This window comes from Pseudomonas sp. Irchel 3H3 (genome assembly GCF_900187635.1).
In the GTDB taxonomy this organism is placed as follows: domain Bacteria; phylum Pseudomonadota; class Gammaproteobacteria; order Pseudomonadales; family Pseudomonadaceae; genus Aquipseudomonas.
Genome location: NZ_FYEC01000013.1, coordinates 1 through 23,912, shown reverse-complemented (window position 1 = coordinate 23,912; position 23,912 = coordinate 1). Strand labels below are relative to the sequence as shown.

The 23,912-nt window shown below is 62.7% G+C and carries 14 protein-coding genes and 1 pseudogene; 9 read left to right on the top strand and 6 right to left on the bottom strand.

Features of this window, described 5'->3' with window-relative positions; all coding sequences use genetic code 11:
- The first annotated feature begins 30 nt into the window (after positions 1-30).
- From CKW24_RS15495 to CKW24_RS15460, 8 genes are all read left to right on the top strand, one after another.
- The gene (locus tag CKW24_RS15495) at positions 31-1,191 is read left to right on the top strand and encodes an LLM class flavin-dependent oxidoreductase (RefSeq protein WP_095169054.1); all 1,161 of its coding nucleotides are present in this window, start codon (positions 31-33) and stop codon (positions 1,189-1,191) included.
- Between the two features lie 20 nt (positions 1,192-1,211).
- On the top strand, positions 1,212-2,255 hold the full coding sequence (locus CKW24_RS15490; RefSeq protein ID WP_095169053.1) for an ABC transporter substrate-binding protein: 1,044 nt from the start codon (positions 1,212-1,214) through the stop codon (positions 2,253-2,255).
- A gap of 68 nt (positions 2,256-2,323) precedes the next feature.
- Positions 2,324-3,382: an ABC transporter substrate-binding protein gene (locus CKW24_RS15485; RefSeq protein WP_095169052.1), complete on the top strand. Its 1,059-nt coding sequence runs from the start codon at positions 2,324-2,326 to the stop codon at positions 3,380-3,382.
- A gap of 263 nt (positions 3,383-3,645) precedes the next feature.
- Positions 3,646-5,922 carry a TonB-dependent receptor gene (locus CKW24_RS15480; protein ID WP_095169051.1) on the top strand — a complete coding sequence of 759 codons (2,277 nt, stop codon included), beginning with the start codon at positions 3,646-3,648 and terminating at the stop codon, positions 5,920-5,922.
- A 156-nt stretch (positions 5,923-6,078) separates the two neighbouring features.
- Positions 6,079-8,550 carry a TonB-dependent siderophore receptor gene (locus CKW24_RS15475; protein WP_095169050.1) on the top strand — a complete coding sequence of 824 codons (2,472 nt, stop codon included), beginning with the start codon at positions 6,079-6,081 and terminating at the stop codon, positions 8,548-8,550.
- A 272-nt stretch (positions 8,551-8,822) separates the two neighbouring features.
- The gene (locus CKW24_RS15470) at positions 8,823-9,584 is read left to right on the top strand and encodes an ABC transporter permease (protein WP_095169049.1); all 762 of its coding nucleotides are present in this window, start codon (positions 8,823-8,825) and stop codon (positions 9,582-9,584) included.
- Between the two features lie 9 nt (positions 9,585-9,593).
- A complete protein-coding gene (locus CKW24_RS15465; RefSeq protein ID WP_095169048.1) occupies positions 9,594-10,355 on the top strand; it encodes an ABC transporter permease in 762 nt (253 codons plus the stop codon).
- A gap of 11 nt (positions 10,356-10,366) precedes the next feature.
- Positions 10,367-11,161, top strand: a complete 795-nt coding sequence (locus tag CKW24_RS15460) for an ABC transporter ATP-binding protein (protein WP_095169047.1) — start codon at positions 10,367-10,369, stop codon at positions 11,159-11,161.
- 364 nt (positions 11,162-11,525) lie between these two features.
- On the opposite strand, the gene CKW24_RS15455 is transcribed toward CKW24_RS15460, so the two are convergent.
- The 3 genes from CKW24_RS15455 to CKW24_RS15445 all read right to left on the bottom strand — a co-directional run bounded on the left by CKW24_RS15455 (position 11,526) and on the right by CKW24_RS15445 (position 18,567).
- Entirely contained in the window at positions 11,526-12,896 is a 1,371-nt protein-coding gene (locus CKW24_RS15455; RefSeq protein ID WP_095169046.1) for a DUF1552 domain-containing protein, read from the bottom strand.
- A 2-nt stretch (positions 12,897-12,898) separates the two neighbouring features.
- Positions 12,899-17,026 (bottom strand): DUF1592 domain-containing protein, encoded by a 4,128-nt coding sequence (locus CKW24_RS15450; protein ID WP_095169045.1) that lies wholly within the window; start codon positions 17,024-17,026, stop codon positions 12,899-12,901.
- Positions 17,027-17,403: 377 nt separating this feature from the next.
- The gene (locus tag CKW24_RS15445; protein ID WP_095169044.1) at positions 17,404-18,567 is read right to left on the bottom strand and encodes a DUF1624 domain-containing protein; all 1,164 of its coding nucleotides are present in this window, start codon (positions 18,565-18,567) and stop codon (positions 17,404-17,406) included.
- Positions 18,568-18,724: 157 nt separating this feature from the next.
- Between CKW24_RS15445 and CKW24_RS15440 the strand changes: the two genes are divergently transcribed.
- The gene (locus tag CKW24_RS15440) at positions 18,725-20,071 is read left to right on the top strand and encodes an OprD family porin (protein WP_095169043.1); all 1,347 of its coding nucleotides are present in this window, start codon (positions 18,725-18,727) and stop codon (positions 20,069-20,071) included.
- Positions 20,072-20,088: 17 nt separating this feature from the next.
- Here the strand turns inward: CKW24_RS15440 and CKW24_RS15435 are convergent.
- From CKW24_RS15435 to nirB, 3 genes and pseudogenes are all read right to left on the bottom strand, one after another.
- A pseudogene (locus CKW24_RS15435) lies at positions 20,089-20,235 on the bottom strand (histidine kinase); the annotation flags it as partial.
- The gene (nirD, locus tag CKW24_RS15430; RefSeq protein ID WP_095169042.1) at positions 20,232-20,609 is read right to left on the bottom strand and encodes a nitrite reductase small subunit NirD; all 378 of its coding nucleotides are present in this window, start codon (positions 20,607-20,609) and stop codon (positions 20,232-20,234) included. The pseudogene CKW24_RS15435 and the gene nirD, both read right to left, overlap by 4 nt.
- Complete coding sequence (gene nirB, locus CKW24_RS15425; RefSeq protein ID WP_095169041.1) at positions 20,609-23,170, bottom strand: nitrite reductase large subunit NirB; 2,562 nt, start codon at positions 23,168-23,170, stop codon at positions 20,609-20,611. Before nirB ends, nirD begins: the two co-directional genes overlap by 1 nt.
- Positions 23,171-23,912: the final 742 nt, after the last annotated feature.

Sequence of the window (23,912 nt, the reverse complement as noted above, 5' to 3'; positions counted from 1 at the left end):
CTCGCACGCGTTACTGAATCAGGAGCACCCATGAGCACTGAATTTTTCTGGCGTCTACCGCTGGGCACCGACGGGCCGCAGTTGAGCACCGACAAACACAATCGCGGCACCTCCCACCATCGCCCTGGCAACATCGCGCCGGGGCGCTTGCCCAATGGCGAGCCGGACGACTTCACCTACATCGACTACATCGCCCAGGTGGCCAAGGCCGCGGAGCTGGCCGGGTTTGAAGGCGCGCTGCTGCCCACCGGGCCGGAGCCCTGGATCGCCGCGGCGGCGCTGGCCCGGGAAACCCGGCGCATCAAGTTCCTGATCGCCTTCCAGGCCACCTGGACCCTGCCGGCCTACGCCGCGCAACAGGCGGCCATCCTGCAGAACCTCAGCCGTGGCCGCCTGGAGTGGAACATCATCACCGGCGGCAACCCGGCCAGCCAACGCGCCAACGGGGACTTCCTCGAACACGACCTGCGCTACAAGCGCACCGGCGAGTTCCTCGACATCATCCAGGGCCTGTGGCAGAACGAGCGGTTCTCCTACGACGGCGATATCTATCAACTGGAGAACGGCGCCCTGCCCCACGGCCTGCATCAGGAACGCAAGCCCGGCGTGTACTTCTCCGGTTTCTCCGACGCCGCGCTGGACGTCGCCGCCAAGCACGCCGACGTCTACCTGAACTGGGCCGAGCCGATCGACAAGCTCAAGCCGCACATCGAACGAGTGCGTGAGCTGGCCGACAAACAGGGGCGTAGCGTGCGCTTCGGGCTGCGGGTCGACCTGTTCGCCCGGGAAACCGAAGAACAGGCCTGGGCCGACCTGCGCCGCCAGTTCGACAAGCTCGAGGGCCAGAGCAGCGTGGTCGCCAAAGGCTTCACCAGCGGCTCGGACTCAGTCGGTGGCGCACGGCAGACCGCCTACCACCAGAATGTCGATCGCTTCGACGACCTGATCATCGGCCCCAACCTGTGGGCCGGTTTCGCCAGGGCCAAGCCAGGGCCGACCGTGGGCCTGGTGGGCAGCCACCAGAACATCGCCGAACGCCTGGTGGAATACCGCGATGCCGGTTTCTCGACCTTCATCCTCGCCGGCAATCCGCACCTCGAAGAGGCCTTGCGCATCGGCCAGGAAGTCCTGCCGCTGGTGCACCAGCGCCCCGCTGCCAGCCCGGCAACCGCACTCAAAGCCAGCGCCTGAGCGCTGAGGGAGACGACTTGATGAGCCATCCACTCGATACGCTCTGGTACACCCGCTGCCCGGTCCCCACGGGGTTGGGGATCGCCGTGCAAAAAGGCTGGTTGCAGGACACCGTAGGCGCCCTCGGTACCCGGGTGCAATCGCTGCGCGAGTCCACGGACAAGGCGGTGCGCGAGTCGCACTTCGATCACAGCTTGCAGAATTCGGTGCGCCACGGCGGCAACATCCCGGCGATCTGGGCCCGCGCCCAGGGTCGCGAGACCCGGGTGATCGGCCTGTCGTGGGCCGACGAAGTGCAACTGATCCTGACCCTTCCTGACAGCGGCATAAAAACCGTCAAGGACCTCAAGGGCCGCAGCTTCGGCCTGCCGGACTGGGCCGGCGCGCAGATCGATTTCACCCGGGCCCAGGCCCTGCGTGGCCTGGAGAACGCCCTCAAGCTCGAAGGCCTGCAGGTCGGCGACGTGCGACTGGTGAACTTTGTGTATGGCGGTACCTTCAGCGACCCGCAGGTGCATACCGTCAATGGCACGCCGGTAGCGACGCAACGGGTCGAGGGGCGCAACCTGGAACTGATCGGCCTGCTGCGCGGCGAAGTCGACGCGATTTTCCTCAAGGGTGCCAGCGCCGCCCAGTACGCCCACGACTTTGGCCTGCACACGGTGATCGACACGGGGGCCCACCCCGACCCGCTGATCCGCAGCAACAACGGCACGCCACGCACCCTGGCGGTCGACCTGCACCTGCTGGAGCAGCATTTTGACGTGGCCAGCGGCATTCTCGACGCGGTGCTGCGGGCCGAACAGTGGGCTCATACCCACCCGGATGAAACCCGCCGCTACCTGGCGCGGGAAACCAACAGCAGCGAGTACTGGGTCAGCGCCGCCTACGGCGACAACGCCCACCAGCGCCTGCACACCGCACTCGACGAACAGGCCATCGACGCCCTGCAGGACTTCACTCACTTCCTGCACCGCTGGCGCTTTATCCCGAACAGTTTTGACGTGCGCCAATGGATCGACCCGCGTCCGCTACAAGCCCTGCAGACCGCCCTCACCGGCTAACCCCAACCGCACGATCACCCTAGCGCGGCGGGGTGATCGGTTTCATGGACTCGAACGAAGATCCCTTTATGAGCAAACCACTCGATACCCTCTGGTACACCCACAGCCCGGTGCCCACCGGGCTTGGCATTGCGGTGCAATCCGGGCGCCTGGCCGAGGCTTTCCAGCCGTTCGGCACCAATATCCAGTCATTGCGTGAGTCCAGCGAACGGGAAGTTCGCGAGGCCCACTATGACCATCACCTGAAAAACTCGGTGCGTCACGGCGGCAATATCCCGGCTATCTGGGCCTACGCCAGTGGAGTGCAGACCCGGGTCCTGGGATTGTCCTGGAGCGATGAAGTGCAACTGATCCTGACCACTGCCGAAAGCGGGGTGAAGAGCATTCGCGACCTGAAGAACCGCCGCTTCGGCGTACCGAAATGGGCCAACGTGCAGATCGACTTCACCCGCGCCCAAGCGTTGCGCGGGCTGGAGAACGCACTCAAGTTGGAGGGCCTGAATGTCAGCGATGTCGAGCTGGTGGACTACCCCTACGGCGGCACCTACAGCGACGATCAGAAGCAACACGTGTATGGCTCGGAAGTCAGCCTCGGCACCAGCCGCTTCAGCCAGCGCAATAACGAGCTGATCGGCCTGCTGCGCGGCGACATCGACGCGATTTTCCTCAAGGGCGCCCACGCCGTACACCTGGCCAACGAATTCGGCCTGCAGGTGGTGGTCGATACTGGCTCGCACCCCGACCCACTGATTCGCTCCAACAACGGCACGCCGCGCACCCTGACCGTCGACACCCACCTGCTGCACGAACACTTCGATGCCAGTGTGAAAATCGTCGACACCGTGCTGCGCACCGAGCAATGGGCGTGGGCCAACCCGGATGAAACCCGGCGCTTTCTCGCCCGCGAGCTGAACACCAGCGAATACTGGGTGGCCGCCGCCTATGGCGAAGACGCACACCGGCGTTTGCGCACCACCCTGGACAGCCGCTCGATTACCGCCCTGCAGGATTTCACCGATTTCCTGCACCGCTGGGACTTCATTCCACGGCGGTTCGATGTGCGCGAGTGGATCGACTTCAGCGTGCTGGAAACGGTAATTGGCTCGACATCGAGAGTGGCGGTCTGATGACCCTGTAGCAACACAACGGTTGGCAGTTGTGTTGCTACAGCAGCAGCCTCACAGCAACCCATGCTGAATAATCGACAGGGGTTTTCCCGGTAACTTTTACCCGAACTTTTCGAGGCTTTAACATCAAATAAAATACTAATTTTATCCTTTATTAATCAGCCACTTAGCAAAAGTAAGCAACCACCAGCACAGCCCTCAAAGCTATTGGCACGATCTCTGCTCTACCCCTGTTAGTGAAACTTTATCGGGGGAGTACCAACATGCATAAGCTTAATCCAATCACCAAGAGTATCTGGCTCACCTTGCTGCTGGCCGGGGGGGCCGTCAGCGAGGGATTGCTGGCAGCCGAGACAACAGAAAGCGACGCCGGCAAGACCAGCACCGAGCCGGCGCTGAAAACCGTGACCGTCACCGCCCAGCACAAGGAAGAAACCCTGCAGGAGATCCCGGTGGCGGTGTCGGCGATCCAGGGCACCAGCATCACGGCCGACGGCGTGCGGTCGATGGGCGACATCACCACCTTCGTGCCCAACGCCTCGGCGAAGAACCCCGACGGCGACGGCCGTCCGCGCTGGTACATCCGCGGCCTGGGCACTGGCGATACCGGCGCTGCCACCGTGTACCCGGTGGGGATCTACTCCGACGACGTCTACCTCAACGCACCCATTGCCGGTGGCGGCCCGCTGTATGACCTGGAGCGCATCGAGATTCTGCGCGGGCCCCAGGGCACCCTGTACGGCAAGAACACCACGGCGGGCGCGGTGAACATCATCTCGCAAAAACCGAGCCTCGATGCCCAGACCAACGGCTACGGCACGCTAGGTGTCGGCAGCAAGGATGAACGCATCGTCAGCGGCGCCCTGGGCGGTGTGCTGGTGGACGAAAAACTCGCCGCGCGGGTGGCGCTGTACTCCGAGGAGCGCGACGGGTTCGCCGAGAACCTCACCGACGGCCACACCTACGGCGACGTCAACAAGAAAGCCGTGCGCGTGCAGTTCCTTGCCCAGTTGAACCCTGACCTCGAAGCCCTGCTCAAGGTCCACGCCCGCCAGCACAATGGCGACGGCAGCAACGGCTCGCTGCCGGTGGGACGTTACTACAACGTCGGCTACCAGCGCCCGAACGGCCGCGACATCGAACTCAACGTCAATGAAGATGCCAAGCTCGACCATGACGGCACCTCGCTGACCTTCAACTGGAACCTGGGCGACTACACCCTGACCTCGATCACCGCCTACGACTACATCCGCGGCCAGTCCACCAGCGATGCCGACTACACGCCATACGAAGTCAACGGCGCCGCCACGGCCGACAACAAATACAGCCAGTACTCCCAGGAACTGCGCCTGGCCTCGCCCCAGCAGGAAACCCTGCGCTGGCTGGCCGGCGCCCACTACTTCCACGAGACCCTCGACAGCTCGGCCACGCGCTTTATTACCCCGGGCCCGACGCCCAATGGCAGTGGCTCCAACCAGATCGGCGGGGTCACTGACCTGCGTGACCTCAACTACGACCACAAGACCGACAGCTACGCGCTGTTCGGCAACCTGACCTATGACTTCACCGACAATTTCACTGTCACCGGCGGTCTGCGCTACACCCAGGAAAAGAAAGACATCGACCTCGACCTGACCCAACTGACCCGCGCCAGCGCCAACGGCCCGCTGATTCCACTGAGCGGCGTCGGCACCAACGGCAACCGCCAGGAAGCCAATACCTGGGAAGCCTGGACCTACGACCTGACCCCCGAGTACCGGATCAACGACAACCTGCGGGTGTTCTTCCGCTACGCCCACGGCTTCCGTTCCGGCGGCTTCAACACCGGCTTGTCGACCAGCCTGGCGCAGTTGACCACGGTCGATCCGGAACAACTCGACGCCTATGAAATCGGCCTCAAATCCGAGTGGTTCGACCGTCGCCTGACGGCCAACGCGAACATCTTCTACTACGACTACTCGGATATTCAGGTCAACCTGCTGACGGTCAACAACGGCGTGCTGACCACCGCCCTGACCAACGGCGCCGCGGGCAAGGTCAAGGGTGCCGAGCTGGAACTCGAAGGCCAGCCCACCGAGTACCTGCACCTGCGCGCGGCGATCTCGTTCCTGGACACCGAGTACACCGACTTCAAGAACACCAACCCCAATACGGGTGCGGTCACCGGCGACTACAGCGGCAACAGCTTCGTGCGCTCGCCGCGCAACGTAGTCTCGCTGGGCGGCGACTACACCTTCCCACTGGAGATCGGCGGCAAGCTGGTGGCCGGTGGCGACGTGAGTTTCCGCGACAAGGAATACTTCCTCGCCGACCGCCAGAGCAGCGCCGACAAGACCCTGAGCCAGGCGCACTACACCTTGGCCAACAGCCGCCTGACCTGGTTCAGCCCGGATGAAAAACTCAGCGTCACCGGCTTCGTCAACAACCTCACCGACCGCCGCTACCAAGTCCACGGACGGCCCAACGGCACCCTCGGCCAATACGTGATCACCTACGGCGACCCCCGCACGGTGGGCCTGAGCGTCACCAGCCGGTTCTGACCCACCACCTGTAGGAGCGGGTGCACGCTTGCGGCTTGCTCGCGAAAAACGTCAACAGTGACGCGTGCATTCAGTATGCACGCGGCGCCTGCGAGTTCTTCGCGAGCAAGCTCGCTCCTACAGGTTGATCCTCTTGCCCTAGAAAGGAATCCGCCCATGCTCCACCACAACCCGTTGGCCAGCGCCGTGGCGCTGGTCATTGGCAGCCTTGCCCTGCCTGTCATGTCCGCCGAAACCCACCCTGCCCCGACCGGTGCCAGCAACGATCACCTGGACACCGTGGTCGTGCTCGGCACCCGGCGCAGCGACGTCACCGCCCTGCAAAGCGCCGCCCCGGTGGACGTGCTGTCCAGCGAGCAACTACAGGACACCGGCGCCAACGACCTGTCCGGCGCACTGACGGCACTGTCGCCGTCCTTCAGTTACCCGCAATCGCCCCAGGGCGCGTTCTCCGGCTCCATTGCCCAGGGCGCGTCGTTGCGCGGGCTGGCCTCCGACCAGGTGCTGGTGCTGGTCAACGGCAAACGCCGGCACACCAGCGCCAACGTCACCCGCCAGGGCCTGGTCAACGGCCGGGGGGCGGCGGCGGTCGACCTCAGTCTGATTCCGTTGGGTGCGATCCAGCGCGTGGAGATCCTGCGTGACGGCGCGGCGGCCCAGTACGGCTCCGACGCCATCGCCGGGGTGATCAACATCGTGCTCAAGGAGAAGGATGACGGCGGCAACCTCGGCTACCGCTTCGGTGGCTACGACAAGGGTGACGGCATCCAGCGCAAACTCGGCGGCTGGAAAGGCTTTACCCTGCCCAACGACGGCTTCCTGACCCTGAGTTTCGACGCCGGCAGCCAGGACCCGGCCAGCGACACCAACCCAGACAACCGGATCTACTACCCCGGTTCCACCAGCATCAACACCGCCAAGGAACAGAACAACCGCTACCGCACTTGGCGCTGGGGCTCGGGCAACGTCTCGGACCAGTACAACCTGGTCGCCAACAGCGAGATCGGGGTCGGCGAAGGCTTGACCGCCTACGGCTTCGCCACCTACTCGCACAAGAACACCGATGCCGAGGGCTTCTTCGACCCGCCCACGACCTTGCGCAACAATTACGGGAGCAACGCTTTGCAGCGCTTCCCCGATGGTCGCTTGCCGGTCACCCGCTACTCTCTGGAAGACTATGCCGTGACCGGTGGCCTGCGCCTGGACGACGAGCAACTGGGCAAGTTCGACCTGGCACTGAATTACGGCGACAACCGCCTCACCTCCGACGACCGCAATGCGATCAACCCGAGCTGGGGCGCCGGCAGTCCGCAGAACATCTACACCGGCAAGCGCCAGGTCGACCAGACCAACGCCACCCTGGACTGGGTGCGCGACTTTCCCACCGACCTGCTGTTCAAGCCCCTGACCCTGTCGGCGGGCCTGGCCTGGCGCCAGGAGAACTACGAGCTGAGCGCCGGGGAAGCGGCCGGTTGGCAGAACGGGCCGTTGTTCAACACCGTCGACCCCTTCACCAGCCGGCGGATTCCCGGGTATTACTCGGGCATCACCCAGGTCGACGCGGCGTCCCTGGACCGCCGGGTACTGGGGGCCTATGTCGATGTCGAAGCCCAGCTAACCGAGCAATTCCAGGCCGGGGTAGCGCTGCGCAGCGAGCACTATTCGGACTTTGGCGACACCACCAACGGCAAGTTGTCGCTGCGTTACGACTTCACCCCAGAGATTGCCGCGCGGGCCACCGCCAGCACCGGTTACCGCGCACCGTCGCTGGTGCAGAGCGGTCTGTCCTCGTTCAGTGTGCAGGTGGTCGAACAGCCGCCGGGCAGCGGTAACTATGTCGAGGTCCAGCAACGCACCCTGCGCGCCAACAGCCCGGAAGCGGCGCTGCTGGGCGGTACTTCGCTGAAACCGGAAGAGTCCACCAACTACTCCCTGGGCCTGGTATGGCGGCCGTTGCCCAACGCGTCGGTGACCATCGATGCGTACCGGATCAACATCGACAACCGCATCACCCTCTCCGACCAGTTACCGGCCTCGGTGGTGTCGCCGATCTTCGCCGGTACCCCGTACGCCAATATCCAGAGCGCAGCGTTCTACACCAACGTGGCCGACACTCGCACCGACGGCATCGAGCTGACCGGCAACTATCAGTTCGACCTGGCGCAATGGGGCCGGCTGAACCTGAGCAGCGGTTTCAGCAAGAACCATACGGACATTACCCAGCTGCGGGACGTTGGCAACATCAAGGGTGAGCAAATTGTCGGCCGGGCGACCCAGGGCCTGATCGAGGAAGGCACTCCCGAGAACAAGCTGGTGCTCAGCGCCAACTGGCTGTACGCCAACTGGGGCGTGACCATTGCCCAGCGCCGCTACGGCGAATGGAAGAGCCTGAACGCGAGCAACCCGGACCTGGACCAGACCTACAGCTCGCAGTGGGTCACCGACCTCGACTTGTCGTACACCTTCGACAAGGCGCTGAAAGTCTCGGTGGGCGCGATCAACCTGTTCGACACCCACCCGGACGAGGCCGATGGTACGCAGCTGTACGGCGTGCCCAAGTACTCGATCACCAGCCCTGAAGGTGCCCAGGGCGCGTTCTACTACACCAGCGTCAGCTACGAGTTCTGACCGCCACTGCTGCCGGGGTGTTGCCCTGGCAGCAACGGGTGCGTCTGTAGGAGCAGGTGTCTGCTTGCGGTGCCCGATTGCGGCGCCTGCTTGCGGATTGCGGCTTGTCCGCGATGGGCTCAAGAACAGTGCGTTCATCCTGGTTGCGCGCGTTATCGTTGACGTCCATCGCGAGCAAGCTCGCTCCTACAGGGGCGGGGGCGGGGTTGCAACGAGGACATGGCACAGCTCTTGCGATAGCCCTCGGGTACTTCGCCGAAATAAGACCCGCCATGCGCCCACACTCCTTGCTGACCGCTCTCACCTGGCTTATCTCGCCCCTGGCCCTGCTGGTGCTCTGGGCAGGGGTGGCCGAGGCCGGGATTTTCCCACGCAACCTGCTGGTGCCACCCGCCCAGGTGGTGCAAGCCTTCGCCGAACTCTTGGCCAGCGGCGAGCTGCTGGAGCATCTGGGCAATAGCCTGTCCCGCCTGGGGCTGGGGTTTGCCATTGGCTCGCTGTGCGGCCTGGCCTTCGGGGTGCTGATGGCCCTGTCCAGGCAGGTCGAGATCTACTGCGCGCCGCTGTTCCACACCTTGCGGCAGATCCCCAGCATCGCCTTGATTCCGATGTTCGTGTTGCTGTTCGGCATCGATGAAACCTTCAAGATCATCATTGTCGCCAAGACCGCGTTCTTCCCGGTGGCCCTGGCCGCCAGCGAGGGGGTCAAGGCCATCCCGCGCAGCTATTTCGAAGTCGCCGACGTGTATCGCCTGCGCTGGCCGACCCTGGTCCGCGAGATCGCCCTGCCCGCCGCTACGCCACCGATCATCACCGGCTTTCGCATCAGCCTGACCCGGGCCTGGGTGGTGCTGGTAGCCACCGAGTTGCTCGCCGCCGACAGCGGCCTGGGACAGATGATCGAGATGAGCCGGCAGATGCTGCGCATCGACGTGGTGATGGTCGGTGTGGTGGTCACCGGGGTGATCGGCTTTGCCCTGGACTTTTCCTTTCGCCAACTCGAACAGCGCCTGTTCCGCTGGCAAACCCGCTAGGAGCCCGCCATGCCCCCTTTACTCGGAAAATCCCGCGGCCTGTTGCTGCCGCTGCTACTGATCGGTGGCTGGGAATACCTGTCGCGCCAGGATGCCGCCGGGGCCTATGCCTTCGTGCCGCTGTCGACCATCGGCCAGGCCTTGCTCGAGCTGCTCGGCAATGGCGAGTTGCTGGTCAACCTGCTGGCCAGCCTGGCGCGCACCAGTACCGGCCTGGCCCTGGGCATCGTCTTTGGCGTCGCGCTGGGGGTGCTGATGGCGCTGTCGAGCGTGGCCAACCGATTGATCGGCCCGCTGTTTCATTCGATTCGCCAGGTGCCGATGCTCGGCTGGATCCCGCTGATTGCCATGTGGTTCGGCAACGGCGAGTTCTCCAAGGTGTTGATCGTCACGCTCGCGGCGTTCTACCCGATGGTGCTCAACACCTATCAAGGTTTCACGCACGTCGAGGGACGCTACCGCGAAGTCGGCCAGGTGCTGGTGCTCAGCCGCTGGCAACAGTTCTCCCATGTGCTGCTGCCGGCGGCGCTGCCGAGCCTGGCCACCGGCGTGCTGCACGCCCTGGCGTTTGCCTGGGTCACCGCCGTGGGCAGCGAGCTGTTCCTGTCGTCCGGGGCCGGCCTGGGCAACCTGATGATGAACGCCGAAGCCGGCGCGCGCATGGAGATCATCGTCCTCAGCGTGCTGTGCATCGGTCTGTGCGGTTACCTGATGACCCTGCTGTTTACCCTTCTGAGTCGCCACCTGCTGCGCTGGCGCAACATTCGTTGAAAGGCCACCCCATGAACGCCATTGCCCATCACGCTTTGCCCCACAGCACCACACTGCCCTGCGGCGCCCTGGAAGTCCGCGGCCTGAGCAAGGCCTACCGGATCGAAGGCCAACCGCTGCCCGTACTGGACAACATCAACCTCAAGGTCCGCCCTGGCGAATTCATCAGCATCGTCGGCGCCAGCGGCTGCGGCAAGTCGACCCTGCTGCGGCTGATCGTGGGCCTGGAGGGCGACTACCAGGGCGATATCCTGCTCGATGGCAAGCCCGTAGTCGGCACCAGCCTGGAACGCGGCATCGTGTTCCAGGACCACCGCCTGTTTCCCTGGATGACCCTGAGCAAGAACATCGCCCTGGCCCTGAAAAACCACCCACTGTCCCAGGTCGAAAAGGATCGCCTGGTGGCCGAGCACATCGCCCTGGTCAACCTCGAGGGATTCGAGAACGCCTACCCGCACCAGCTGTCCGGTGGCATGGCCCAGCGGGCCGCCATCGCCCGCGCCCTGATCAACCGCCCCAAGGTGCTGCTGCTCGACGAACCCCTGGGCGCCCTCGACGCCCTGACCCGGGTCCGCCTGCAACACGAACTGCAGCGCATCTGGGTGCAGCAACGCTGCACGGTGATCATGGTCACCCACGACATCGAAGAGGCCCTGTACCTGGGCGACCGGGTGATCGTCATGGACGCCCACCCGGGGCGGATCAAGCACCAGATCCAGGTCAACCTGCCCCACCCCCGGGACCGGAGTTCGCCCGTATTGCAGGGCTACAAAGAGCAACTGCTGGAGGAGTTGGTGGGGCATTGAGCGCGATATGCAATCTTTTGATCCTGGATTTGTGGGCATATCCAGCCAAAGGTCCAGCGTGCACCCTGCACACATCCTGAGCGAGCTTGCTCGCGATGAGGCCAGCACAGTCAACATCGATGCTGCCTGACACACCGCCATCGCGGGCGAGCCCGCTCCCACAGGTTTGATAGCGCATTAGCCCATCGGCAACGGCGAAGGTCAGGTCCACGCTGGTGTCGGTGCGTCCGTTAAGGTGCCCACGACTTCTGCAGTTGCTCCAGCACGTCGCGCCGCACCAGGTAGCCGCCGTGGCTGTCCGAGTAGAGGGCGTCCAGATACTACTTCCAATTGCTCGGCAACCTCAAAACCGCCGAACGCTCCTTCACACATTGCTGAAAATCCCGCTGACCGGCTCGATGTTCCCACCATAAGGCACAGTGGTTCCGGCGGCCTTGGCGATGGTTGCCCATATGCGTTGCATATCGACCATGTATTGACCGATAACCGGATTGCCCGTGTGGTGCTTGCGATCGGCCTGCGACGTCACATCAAGATAGCGTCCGGCGCCATCACCACTTTTAAGCAATCCACTCGCCCCGCCCATCAACAGCAGCGGCATGTCGATCATGTGCTCCGGCGCGCCGTCCGCCATCTCACTGGTCAGCACCACGAGTGTATGGTCGAGCAGACTGTCGCCTGGCACATGGGGGTCCTGATAGCGGGCCAATTCATCCATCAGGAATTTGACCCGCTGGACATACCATTGACGTGTTCCCTTCCATAACTCCTTCTGGTGAAGTCGGTGGGCACACTCGTGGGGATTGTTGCCCGGGCTGACGTCGAGGATGTTCAGCGACTCCGCCGAACGGCCGATCTGAATCGTCGCCACTCGAGTGATCCCGCAACTCAAGGCCGTCGCCACTACCTGGTGATGGTTGGCCTGAATTCGGGTGCGGTCCTTTGCCGAACGGTAATCCAGCGGTTCCACGGTCAATGGCTTGCATTCGCCAATCGGTGGCTGGCTCAGGTCGAGGTCCTTGATCACCTGTTCCACTGAATCCAGATGGGTATCGAGTTTCTGCCGCTCAGCGCCCGACAACTTGCCTTTGATTTCCTGGATATCCGCCAGGGAGGTCTGCAATAGAGTACTGCCGCCAGGCTGCCGACTCGATGAAGCAAGACCGGGTTCCTTGAACAACGCCTGCGCCATGAGCACCGGATCACGATAAGGTGTGCGGATCGCATTGCCCTGATAGGACACGAACCAGGGCGTACCATCGACGCCGGCATGGGGACCGGCAAACAGACTGCGGTGAGACGGCTCGGTGCCCGGCAGCGCCTGACCCAGCAGTATGTCGATGGATGACTGGCTCCCCGCACTGTCGCGCAACACAAATGTCCAGCCCAAATGACCTACGTTGGCGCCTTCCGGCCCCAGGATAAGTCCACGCAAGTAGAGTGATTGGTTGCGATAGGTTGCCAGCTCGGCACTCACCTCATTCAAGGTAAATGCCGTGGTATCGCTGCTTTGCACCTGTGGATGCCACAATCCGCGACCATCGCCAAAACCGCCCCCGGTATAGGAATCCACCGCCAGGCCATCGGGCACGACCACAAACACAATCTTCAACTTGGCCTGCTGGCTTTGCCCCGCCAACGCCATGCGCGCCAGGCCAAACTGAGTCAACGGACCATAGACACTCGCTGCAGCCAGGCCCGCGAGAAAACGCCGACGACTCTTCAGGATGCCCATGCTCAGTTCCTCTCAGTCTTGTAGGTGAACGCTTTGGAAGTGCCCAAGGTTTTCAGCATGTCGGCCAGCGAGCCCGAAGTTTTCAATCCATCGGCCACTGCCTTGACGGTTCCTGACGTCGACACATCGGATTTACTGCCGAAGACAAACCGGAAGTAACTGTCGGCCATGCAGAACTGCGATGCCGGGTTACGCGGAATGATTTTGGCGATATCGCGTACGTCATTGATCGGCTCGGTGCCAGTCGCCATGAGGAATGGACCGGCAGCCTTGATTGCCACCATCTGTGGGTACTGATTGAAGTTGTAGGCTTTTTCCTCGAGGCGATAGCGCCCCGCCGCGTCGTAGTGCTCCATCGAGGACCCGGTGTCGTTCATGTATTGATGACACCGCCAGCAACGCCCCTCTGACGCTTGCTCGCCGTTGGACGCGTCCCAGTGCTCGCGGGTGGTAATCGCCCGCGCCGGGTAGGCAGGTGGCGTAGGATCCGCCTCCACCGGTGCACCAAAATCGCGGCAAAACATCTGCTCGCGGATCATGATGCCGCGCTTGACCAACGAGGTGGCCTGGTAGTCCGAGGTAGCGGCCTGAGTCAGCCCCAGATGCAGCAGCCCACCGCGTTTATCGTCGACCGCGACCTTGTGCAAGGTGCTGCCAGAAACCCCATCGATCCCGTAGTGCGCGGCCAGGGCCTGGTTGAGGTAGGTGTAGCGTGGATTGAACAACTCCTCGAAAGTGCCTGCGTTCAACATCAGGTTGCGGCTCAACAGGTACTGTTCCTGCGCCATGAGCTGGATCATTTGCGCACTCAGCCCCGGCTTTTCCTGGACGCCGCGAATGGTCTTGACGTAGTAGCTGACAAACCGGTTGAACTGCTCGATGCCCTTGTCCGTACGCATCATGCGCTCGATCTCTGCCGAGATCTGTTGCGCAGTTTGCAGTTCGTTGCGCTGGGCCTTGGCCAACAGTTCGGCGTGCGGGGTGGTGCCCAGGAATCCATAGGACAGCGCCGTCGCCAACTCGAACGGTGTCAGCTTGAACACACTGCCCCCCTCTTCCGTCGCCAAACCCAACTCGGAGCGATAGAGGAAATGGGGCGACAGCAGCAGCGCGGCGATCAGTCCAGTCGCACCTTGTTCGTCGAACAATGCCTGGTAGCGCAGACGCTCGGCATCACTGACTGGACGGCGAAACAGCTGATACCCCAACGATGTCACCAGATCCGACCCGAGCTTCGATTGCGCCAGGACGCTCAAGCGCGACGGCGCAACCTTGTCGGCTACCCACAGCGCCATGTCATAGAACTGCTTGACGTCCTCTGCCTGCGCAATGCCCTTGTCCGCCTCACCGGGGTACTTGAAGTCTTTCTCAGACTTGTCGGCCGGTAGCTTCTCGGGATTGATCTCGACCGCCAGGATGTCCCTGACGCTGGCGGCGTATTCATCCGGGGTCAGCAAGCGCAGCTGCCGCACCCCATGGGATTCCGACGGATCCAGGTAAGGCTTCCACACCACATTAATCAGGTGCTTGCTGATTTCGCTGGCACACGTGGTGTCGCAATGCCCGGAAACCGGCATGCTTTTTATCTGTTTGACCAGCGCGTCCTGCCCCGCCACGCTCCAGGCCAGGGCCATGCGCAAGCTGTCGAAATACTCGACCGCGTGACATTTGGTACAGGCCTGGGCCAGCACCGTCTCCCCCAGGTTCTCGACAGGACGGTACGCGACCGCTGGCAATTGCCTGTCCTCGCTGGATTCATCTATCACCACCTGCTCCAGTTCCGGCTCAGGCTTGGCCTTCGAATAAAACGGGTAGATGACCTTGTACTTGCCGTAGTCCAGGATCTGCGTGGTGCTGGCGCCCCAGGGCACCTGGATCACCTGCGGCTCGGCACCACTCTGCGCTTCGTTGACCAGGCTGAAATGCCACTGCGCATCGGTCACTGACGCCGGTTTGCCCGGTGCCTTGATCGTCACCTTGACCTCCAGCTTTATCGGCCGCTCACGGTAGCGCAGGCTGATGGTCTGAGCCTTGTTGGTGGCAGACAGGGTGAAGGCCGTGTTGCGAACCTGGGGAATCCAGTCTTCTACATCATTGAGCCTGAGCTGATAGACGCCATAGGGCAGTCCGTTGAGGACCAAACCGGCGTCACTGTCCTCGGGATTCCACGACACCTGAACCAACCGACGATTGCCGTCGGGGGCAGTCAGGAAGCCGCTGATCATTTTCTTTTCGTAACCCGCCGGAGGCAGCATGGGCCGTAACGCCAACTGCGTGGCCGGCAGCTCGCTGGCATCGTAGCGCACGCGATAAATCACCCCGGCGACGTCGTCGCTGATCAGCAGGCTGCCATCGGCCAACTCAAGGAATTCCGCGGGCCGACCAATACACGAGTTATCCAGGCAGTACACATCGAAACGATCGGGGTCCTGGACAAATCCGTTGATCAAAGGGATCTGATTGACCACCCGCGTTCCGCCCTGGATCGTCAGCATCTGCACATCCATGCCTGGACTTGCCGCAGAACCGGCACCGTGCACGGCCACCAGCAAACGCTGGCTTCCACTGGTGGTGGGATAGCCCCGCCAGAACTTGACCCCAAGCGGTGCGGTGTTGGTTCCCAACTCGAACGCAGCGGGCACATAGTCCGCCGGATTGACCTGGGCCGGGGATTTGTCCGAGACAATGGCACCAGGCACCAAGGGCGGCTGGATCACTCCGGGGTTCTGGTACTCCTCCTGGGTGAACCCGGGTGTGCCCTTGCCAAACCGGTACGGCACCCCAAAATGCAGGCCGGGGCCACTGATCCAGTTGATCTCATCGGGATTGGGGAAACCCTGGCGATTGTTGTCGCTGAACCACAGGCTGGCGTTTTGCGGGTTCCAATCGAAGCCCACGGAGTTGCGCACGCCCTTGGCCAGAACTTGTGATTCACCGGTCTCCAGTGAATAACGCAACAGCGTCCCGTAGCGCTGATCGGCGGGAATCATGCACAGGTTGCAGGGAATACCGACCGCCGTGTACAGCCACTTGTCCGTCGGGTCCAGCGGGTTGAAGCGCAAGGGATGCTTCATGTGCCAGATCCGGGTGTTGGAACCGGAGGCCAGGGGCGGCAGGGGAAACAGCTTGTCGTCGGCCGGGAAGTTGAAGACCCGCTCCGGCTTGGGGTCCTTGTAATGGTTATCGGCATCGCGCAAGCGATACAGCCCGCCCGTGGTCGAGTAATACAGGTCACCGTCACGCCAGGCCACGCCGTGAGGCTCTTCCAGACCGCTGGCGAGCACATGGATGGCCGTCGGTTTACCCGCTGCGTCCAATGGCAACGCATAAATCATGTCGGCAATCTTGCCTTCATAGATATACGAAGGAATGGCGCTGGAACCCACATACAACACATTCTTGCCCATGGCCATTTGCCGAGGCTGGATCAAGCCCTGGGCGAACAACTCGATCTTGATTCCAGGCAGGCCGCTGAGCTTGGCGACCTCCACCGGTGGCCGGTATTTCACCGTCACCGCTTGTTCGTCTCCCTCTGCTTGCTTGAACGAGATAATGCGCGGGGTGTTCAACGGGACAAAACCGTCAGCGACATTCATCACCAGTTGATAGTCGCAGGCTTTCAAATTATCGAGGTGGATGGTTTCGCTGGCCTTGGCACTGATCGGGATTTCTTCGGCCTTGCAGCGCAAGACCCCGGTCAGCACCTCATCGGCTCGCACGACACCGGGCACTGCTGGTTTCAAGGGAGCCTTGCCACTCAGGGTAGCGAAACTGAGGGTCAGGCGATTACCCGCGAAACCACCGCACTCACCGAGCTCTTTCCAGGCATCTTTCCAAGGGCCGCCCTGGAGCAACGGCTCATAGGCAGGTACTTGGCACCACGCCCAACTGCCTATCCCCAGCGGCGGACCGTCTTCATCTTTCCAGCACTCGAATTGCTGGTCTTTATGCTGGACCTGGTCCCCCTGTTGATAGACCTTGCCCTTTTCATAGGCCGGCGCGGTACAAGCCTGAGCCTGTACCGGGGAAGATTCGGCGGTAAGTGGAAACAAAACCACGCCAATGATCACACCGAAAGCAACCAGCCCCAGCATCAACAGCCAGCGACACACACCGACAGACTTATCCATGACTCAAGCCTCATGCGTCAGCCAAGTGCTTCGTTGCCTCGCAAGATCTGCTGATCGAGTTGCGCTGCGAACCACCTGACCCAGGGCTGGCGCCACGGTATGACGAGTCTAGCCCGGTGTTGTGATTGGAATGTCTTCCAATGCGGTTCCACTGCATGACCACAACATGGCAGGACAGCCATAGAGACAGGAACTGACAGACACTCATCCTTGCACAGCCACCCGCGGGTACGGGCGCTGCAATCTACAAACGCTTTTATCAAAGCGCCAATGGACCGGACGTGTCTACTGTCAGAGTTGACAGGTACTTGCTTCTCTAGCCGCCCGCAGACTTGCACGCTGCGGGACGGCCCCCAGCAGAAAATCAGCAAGTGCGACTAAAAATACTTGAGCCAAACCAAATCCCGGCGACTGCTCTTGAGCCTTGAGAACCAGCGCACCGGCAGGTACAGGGTCAACGCCAACAGCCCCGCCGCCAACCACACCGCCCACACGGAATCAAACCCGTAGTAGCTGCCCTGATTCAGGCCAAAACACGCCACTGCCAACAGGTAGGCGAACTTCAAGACGTACAGGTGCAACAGGTAAAAGAACATCGGTGCCGAGCCGAACACGCTCAACACCAGGATCCAGCGGCTGCCCTGGCGCCGTTCGAACCCGCGCAACAGCAGCAGGCCGAGGCTCAGGGTCAGGGTGATGAACAGCAGGGACGGCGGGTACTTGGTGATGTTGAAAAAGCTCATCAGCGTCTGCAGGGTACTCTCGCCCTGGACCCAAGGTTTGTCGCCGTAGCCGTTGAGCAAGCGCAACCCGACAAAACCCGCCAGCGCGGCGATACCGCCGATCCAGAGTGCACGTTGGCGCCAGGCGGCATCACTGGCCTGGGCGAACCAGGGGCCGATGGCATATCCCAGGCCGATCACGCCGATCCACGGCAGCACCGGGTAGGAGGTACGCAGGCGCAGGCCTTCGCTGAACTCGATCCAGCCGCGGTCATGCAGCACCGCCCACGGCACATGCAGCGCCGACTCCAGCGCAAAGTGCAAGCCGTCCAGCAGGTTGTGCCCGGCGATGATCAGCAGGCTCAAGCCCAGCAACAACGGGCGTGGCAGCCAGACCAGCGCCGACAGGGCCAGCATGCTCAGGCCGATGGCCCAGATCACCTGCAGGTAGATCACAGTCGGCGGAATCTGGAAGGTCCAGGCGAAGTTCACCAGGGTGATCTCCAGCAGCACCAGGAACAACCCGCGCTTGAACAGGAAGCCGCAGACATCTGTCTTGCCCGCGTATTTTTCGCCATACAGGTAGGCAGACAGGCCCGTGAGCAGGACAAAGATCGGCGCACACAGATGGGCCAGGGTGCGGCTCAGGAACAGCGCAGGTTCGGTCGTGGCGATGTCCATGGGGTCGCTGACCTGGCGGTGCAGCAGAAAGGTTTCGCGCACATGGTCGAGCAACATGAACAGAATCACCAAGCCCCGCAGGGCATCGATGGACAGCAACCGGCCAGCGCCGGCGGGTCGGACAACAGCATTTGTCATGGGGGATTCGCAACGCAGAGGGTGGAGGAAACGGCCTGTCTTGGGCCTTTGGGCTTGATATTTTGTGTAATAGTATTACATTACGAGACCCGTTCGAAACCCCGTTGCACAGGCATGCACTGTCAGCCTGCCCAAGGTGTATGCAAGGACCCCATACATGATCAGATTCAAGCGTCTCGCCCTGCCCTTCGCCCTCGCCGCGCAGTCCACCACGTTGCTGGCTGGCTCGGCCCAGGAAGAGTCGCGCGGGCTGGTCGAGGACAGTCGCTGGAGCCTGCTCAACCGCAGCGTCCTGGACCACCGCGAGTACCAGCACGGCGCGCGCAACAACGCCGCACGCAATGCCTACAAGCCGCGCAACGAACGCAGTGGCAATGCTCAGGAGTGGGGATACGGATTGATGGGCAGCCTGCAGTCCGGGTTTACCCAGGGCCTGGTCGGGGTGGGCGTCGATGCCCATGCCTATGCCGCCTGGCAGTTGGACAGTGGCGGCGGTCGGGCCGGCAAGGCGCGTTTGCTCGGGCTCGATAACGCCGGTCATCCCAAGGACCAGTTCGGCCGTGGCGGCGCGGCGCTCAAGCTGCGCACCTCCTCGACCACCCTCAGTTACGGTGAGCAACGGGTCAAGACCCCGGTCTTCAGTTCATCCGACAGTCGCCTGCTGCCGGAAACCTCCACCGGGTTCTTTCTCAACAGCCAGGAGTTCGCCGGCTGGAAAATGCTCGGTGGTCACTTCAACGAAAGCACCGACCGCAACGCCAGCAGCCACGACCAGGGGTTTGTGGTGAACTATTCCAACGCCAGGCAAGGCAACAACTTCGACCTTGCCGGGCTGGTCTACGACGGGATTGAAGGGCTTTCCACCAGCCTGTACAGCGCACACTACGAAGACAGCTGGCGCCAACATTACCTGGGCAGCACTTACAGCCATGCCCTGGGGCTCGACCAGACGCTGACGCTTAACCTCAACCTGTACCGCACCCTCGACACCGGGCAGGCTTGGTCGGGCAAGATCGACAACACCACCTGGAGCCTGCTCTCCAGCTACCGCAACGGTGCTCATACCTTCAGCCTGGGCTACCAGAAGGTCGATGGCGATACGCCCTTCGACTACGTGACCCGGGGCGCGATCTACCTCACCAATGCCGTGCAACTCTCGGACTTCAACGCCCCCAACGAGCAATCCTGGCAGGCCCGTTACGACCTGGGTTTGCAGGCGCTCGGCTGGCCCGGCCTGGTGCTCAGCGCCGCCTATGTGCGCGGCAGCAACATTGATGGGCGCCACGTCGACCCGGCAGGTGGCTATGCCTACCTGGGCTACGGTGAGGGCGGCAAGCATTGGGAGCGCGACCTGGAAGCCCGCTATGTGGTGCAAAGCGGCCCGGCCAAGGACCTGGCCCTGTCACTGCGGCACAACCTGCACCGCGGCAACACCGCCCAGGCAGAACTCGACACCGAGCAGATTCGCCTGGCCGTCGAGTACCCCCTGAACGGACGCTTCTGAGTCAGCCAATCACAGGCTCAGTGCCCGCGAATGTAATGCTCCAACTGGTGGATCAGATCGGCCTGTTCGACGATGGCCTGCTTGACCAGATCGCCAATCGACAGCAGCCCGATCAATTGCCCCGCCTCCAGCACCGGCAGGTGACGCAGGTGGCTGTCGGTCAATCGTTGGCCACGTCCACTTGCACCTGCCCACCTTCAAGGCGCACCGGCCAGACTCGCAGGCGCTGTTGCGGATACTCCAGGCAATACCCGTCCTCGAGTCGAAAGTGCTGCTTGTACAGGGGCGACGCCACCACCAGCTCGCCCTTGAGGCTGCCCACCAGCCCGCGACCGATGACGTAGGCGCCCGATTGCGGATCGTGGTTGTCGATGGCATACAGCGTCTTGCCCTCGGCCTGCGGCAGGTAGAACAGCGCCACTTGTGCGCCGTCGAGCCACACCACCACCCCCGAGTTGTCGACCAGATCGTGCTGGCTGCACACCGATTGCCAGAGGGGTGAACGGGCGGCGGCGCGCGGGGAATTGGACAGGTTCATCAGGCAAGCTCCTCGGTGACAGGGATAAGGTTGAGTTCGGCGGCCATGATGGGCCGGCGTTGCCCACGCTCCTCGACAAAATGAATGCTCGGGTCGGGACGCTCGTCGTTGACGAAGGTACGGAAGCGCTTGAGTTTGTCCGGGTCCTTGAGGGCATTGGCCCACTCGCACTCATAACGGTTGACCACCAGTTGCATCTGCGACTCCAGCTCCTCGCCCAGCCCCAGGCTGTCGTCGATGACCACCTGCTTGAGGTAATCCAGCCCGCCCTCCAGGCTCTCGCGCCAGACCGAGGTGCGCTGCAATTTGTCGGCGGTGCGGATGTAGAACATCAGGAAACGGTCGATGTAGCGGATCAGGGTCGCGTCATCCAGATCGGTGGCAAACAGCTCGGCGTGCCGCGGACGCATGCCGCCGTTGCCGCACAGGTACAGGTTCCAGCCCTTCTCGGTGGCAATCACACCGACGTCCTTGCTCTGGGCCTCGGCGCACTCACGGGTGCAGCCGGAGACCGCGAACTTGAGTTTGTGCGGTGCGCGCAGGCCCTTGTAGCGGTCCTCGATCAGCAAGGCCATGGCCACGCTGTCCTGCACCCCGTAGCGGCACCAGGTGCTGCCGACGCAGGACTTCACCGTGCGGGTCGACTTGCCATAGGCATGCCCGGTTTCAAAACCGGCTTCGATCAGCTCGCCCCAGATCTGCGGCAACTGGTGCAACTGGGCGCCGAACAGGTCGATGCGCTGGCCACCGGTGATCTTGGTGTACAGCTGGTACTTCTTCGCCACCTGGCCGATCACGATCAACTTCTCGGCGCTGATCTCGCCCCCAGCGATACGTGGCACCACCGAATAGGTGCCGTTTTTCTGCATGTTGGCCATGAAGGTGTCGTTGGTGTCCTGCAACGGCACCAGCGAGGCGTCCATGATCGGCTGGTTCCAGCACGAGGCGAGGATCGAGCCCACGGCCGGTTTGCACACATCGCAACCGGTGTGTCCACGACCATGCCGGGCCAACAGTTCTTCGAAACTGTGCAGCCCTTCGACCCGCACCAGGGCGTAGAGCTCCTGCCGGGTAAAGGCGAAGTGTTCGCACAGACTCTTGTCGACACTCACACCACGGGCGATCAACTCGTGCTCGAACACCTGCTTGAGCAGGCCGGCGCAACCGCCACAGCCGGTGCAGGCCTTGGTTTGCGTCTTGAGCTGGGCAAGATCGCTGCAGCCGCCGTCGATGGCCGAACAGATCGCGCCCTTGCTGACGTTATGGCACGAACAGACCATGGCCGACTCGGGCAAGGCGCCAGGACCCAGGGTGGGCGCGCCGGTCGAGGATGGCAGGATCAGGCTGGCCGGTTCGGCCGGCAGGGCAATGCCGTTCTGGGCGTACTGCAGCAAGGTGTCGTAGTAGCTGTTGTCGCCCACCAGCACCGCCCCCAGCACCTGCTTGCCGGACGCGTCGACCACCAGCCGGCGGTAGCTGGCGCTGGCCTCGTCGATGAACTGGTAACTGCGCGCGCCCGGGGTGTGGGCATGGGCATCGCCGATGGAGCCGACGTCGACCCCCAGCAGCTTGAGCTTGGTCGACATGTCCGCGCCGATGAAGGGCTCAGCGTCCTGCTCGCACAACTGCGCGGCGACACTGCGGGCCATCTGGTAGCCCGGCGCGACCAGGCCGAACAGGCTGCCGTTCCACGAGGCACACTCGCCGATGGCGTAGATATGCGGGTCGCTGCTCAGGCACTGGTCGTCGATCACCACCCCGCCACGCGGGCCGATGTTCAATGCGCATTGGCGAGCCAGGGCATCCTGGGCGCGGATCCCGGCGGAGAACACGATCAGGTCGGTTTCCAGGCTTTCTTCGTTGGCAAAGTTCATCCGATAGCGGTACTGCTCGCCGGCACTGATCGATTGCGTAGCGCGGGACAAGTGCACGCCGACACCCAGCCGTTCGATTTGCGACTTCAGCGCCAGGCCACCCAGCTCGTCCAGTTGCACCGGCATCAGGCGCGGGGCAAATTCCACCACATGGGCTTCCAGGCCGAGGCTTTTCAGGGCATTGGCCGCCTCCAGGCCGAGCAGCCCCCCGCCCACCACCACGCCGCGCTGTGCATTGCCGGCGGCGCGGCGGATGGCGTCGAGGTCTTCGAGGGTGCGATAGACCAGCCGCGAGTCGCCTTCGGCGCCTTCGATGTCCGGTACAAAGGGATAGGATCCGGTGGCCAGGACCAGGGTGTCGTAGGCGACGCAGCCCTGGGCGGTGATCACCTGGCGCCGGGCACGGTCGATTTCCAGCACCGGCACTCCCAGGTGCAAGGTGACCCCCGGCGTCTGGTACAGCGCCGCGTCGGACAATGCCAGTGACTCGGCATCACGTCCCGTGAAGTATTCGGACAGGTGCACCCGGTCATAGGCCCGCACCGGTTCCTCGCTGAAGACATGTAGCTGATAGCGCCCAAGGGCGCCGCGCTCGATCAACTGTTCGACACAATGATGGCCGACCATGCCGTTTCCGATCACGACCAGGGTTTGCAAGGTGTTCAACGCGGCAACATTGGAGTTCATAAGTAGCACCCGATCACTGTTCTAAAAGCAAAAAAAACGCCTGAAACCTTACGGTTCCAGGCGTCTTTGCCTGTTCATTTGCGCTGTGCAAACCCGACTGCTGTGCCCGGTTCAACGCTGCTGCCCACGACCTGTGCGGCCAATCGATCGTCGTTGACCGAGGGGGCTGCCTGGACGACGGTGTTGCTGCGCGCCAGGCCTGCGAGATGTATTGCAGCCTTTGTGCCAGAACCGCGGTCAGCCCCGCACAGCCGCGATTCAGGGCGCTTGCAGGCCATGTACGGCGGCGCCCGGACTGGCTCGACCAGCCTGCGGCGTGACTTGGCTTAGTGCACGGAGGGTGGCGCGGGCTTTATAACAGTGCATCGCCGGGCGACGCTCCGCTGGCCCGCGATGGGCATCGGTATCTACACAACTTTGTAGCGGTCTGTGGCGAGGGAGCTTGCTTGCGTGGCGACCTCTGGGGGGTTGGATTAGACCGAGTACATATCCATTTCTTTGGTAACGGCCTCCTATGGTTCCGCTTTTACAGCGGCTCACTTTTGGAGGAGCCCAAAAGTAAGCAAAAGGCTCTTGCCCCACCACTCGGCACCTCGCTTAGGCTCGGTGTGCCCTCACTCCGGCTTGAATCCGTGGGCCGCCGCCACGCGCCATCCATGGCGCGGGGCGGCTAACCCGGCGTCCTGCCGGGTTACCCACGGCTTCAAGCCTGCGTTCGGCCAGCGTGGTTAACGGGGCGCCC

Bases quoted from the DNA above. Each gene is read 5' to 3' on its own strand.
- CKW24_RS15495 (WP_095169054.1), top strand. From the start codon at position 31: ATGAGCACTGAATTTTTCTGGCGTCTACCGCTGGGCACCGACGGGCCG.
- CKW24_RS15490 (WP_095169053.1), top strand. From the start codon at position 1,212: ATGAGCCATCCACTCGATACGCTCTGGTACACCCGCTGCCCGGTCCCC.
- CKW24_RS15485 (WP_095169052.1), top strand. From the start codon at position 2,324: ATGAGCAAACCACTCGATACCCTCTGGTACACCCACAGCCCGGTGCCC.
- CKW24_RS15480 (WP_095169051.1), top strand. From the start codon at position 3,646: ATGCATAAGCTTAATCCAATCACCAAGAGTATCTGGCTCACCTTGCTG.
- CKW24_RS15475 (WP_095169050.1), top strand. From the start codon at position 6,079: ATGCTCCACCACAACCCGTTGGCCAGCGCCGTGGCGCTGGTCATTGGC.
- CKW24_RS15470 (WP_095169049.1), top strand. From the start codon at position 8,823: ATGCGCCCACACTCCTTGCTGACCGCTCTCACCTGGCTTATCTCGCCC.
- CKW24_RS15465 (WP_095169048.1), top strand. From the start codon at position 9,594: ATGCCCCCTTTACTCGGAAAATCCCGCGGCCTGTTGCTGCCGCTGCTA.
- CKW24_RS15460 (WP_095169047.1), top strand. From the start codon at position 10,367: ATGAACGCCATTGCCCATCACGCTTTGCCCCACAGCACCACACTGCCC.
- CKW24_RS15455 (WP_095169046.1), bottom strand. From the start codon at position 12,896: ATGGGCATCCTGAAGAGTCGTCGGCGTTTTCTCGCGGGCCTGGCTGCA.
- CKW24_RS15450 (WP_095169045.1), bottom strand. From the start codon at position 17,026: ATGGATAAGTCTGTCGGTGTGTGTCGCTGGCTGTTGATGCTGGGGCTG.
- CKW24_RS15445 (WP_095169044.1), bottom strand. From the start codon at position 18,567: ATGACAAATGCTGTTGTCCGACCCGCCGGCGCTGGCCGGTTGCTGTCC.
- CKW24_RS15440 (WP_095169043.1), top strand. From the start codon at position 18,725: ATGATCAGATTCAAGCGTCTCGCCCTGCCCTTCGCCCTCGCCGCGCAG.
- nirD (WP_095169042.1), bottom strand. From the start codon at position 20,609: ATGAACCTGTCCAATTCCCCGCGCGCCGCCGCCCGTTCACCCCTCTGG.
- nirB (WP_095169041.1), bottom strand. From the start codon at position 23,170: ATGAACTCCAATGTTGCCGCGTTGAACACCTTGCAAACCCTGGTCGTG.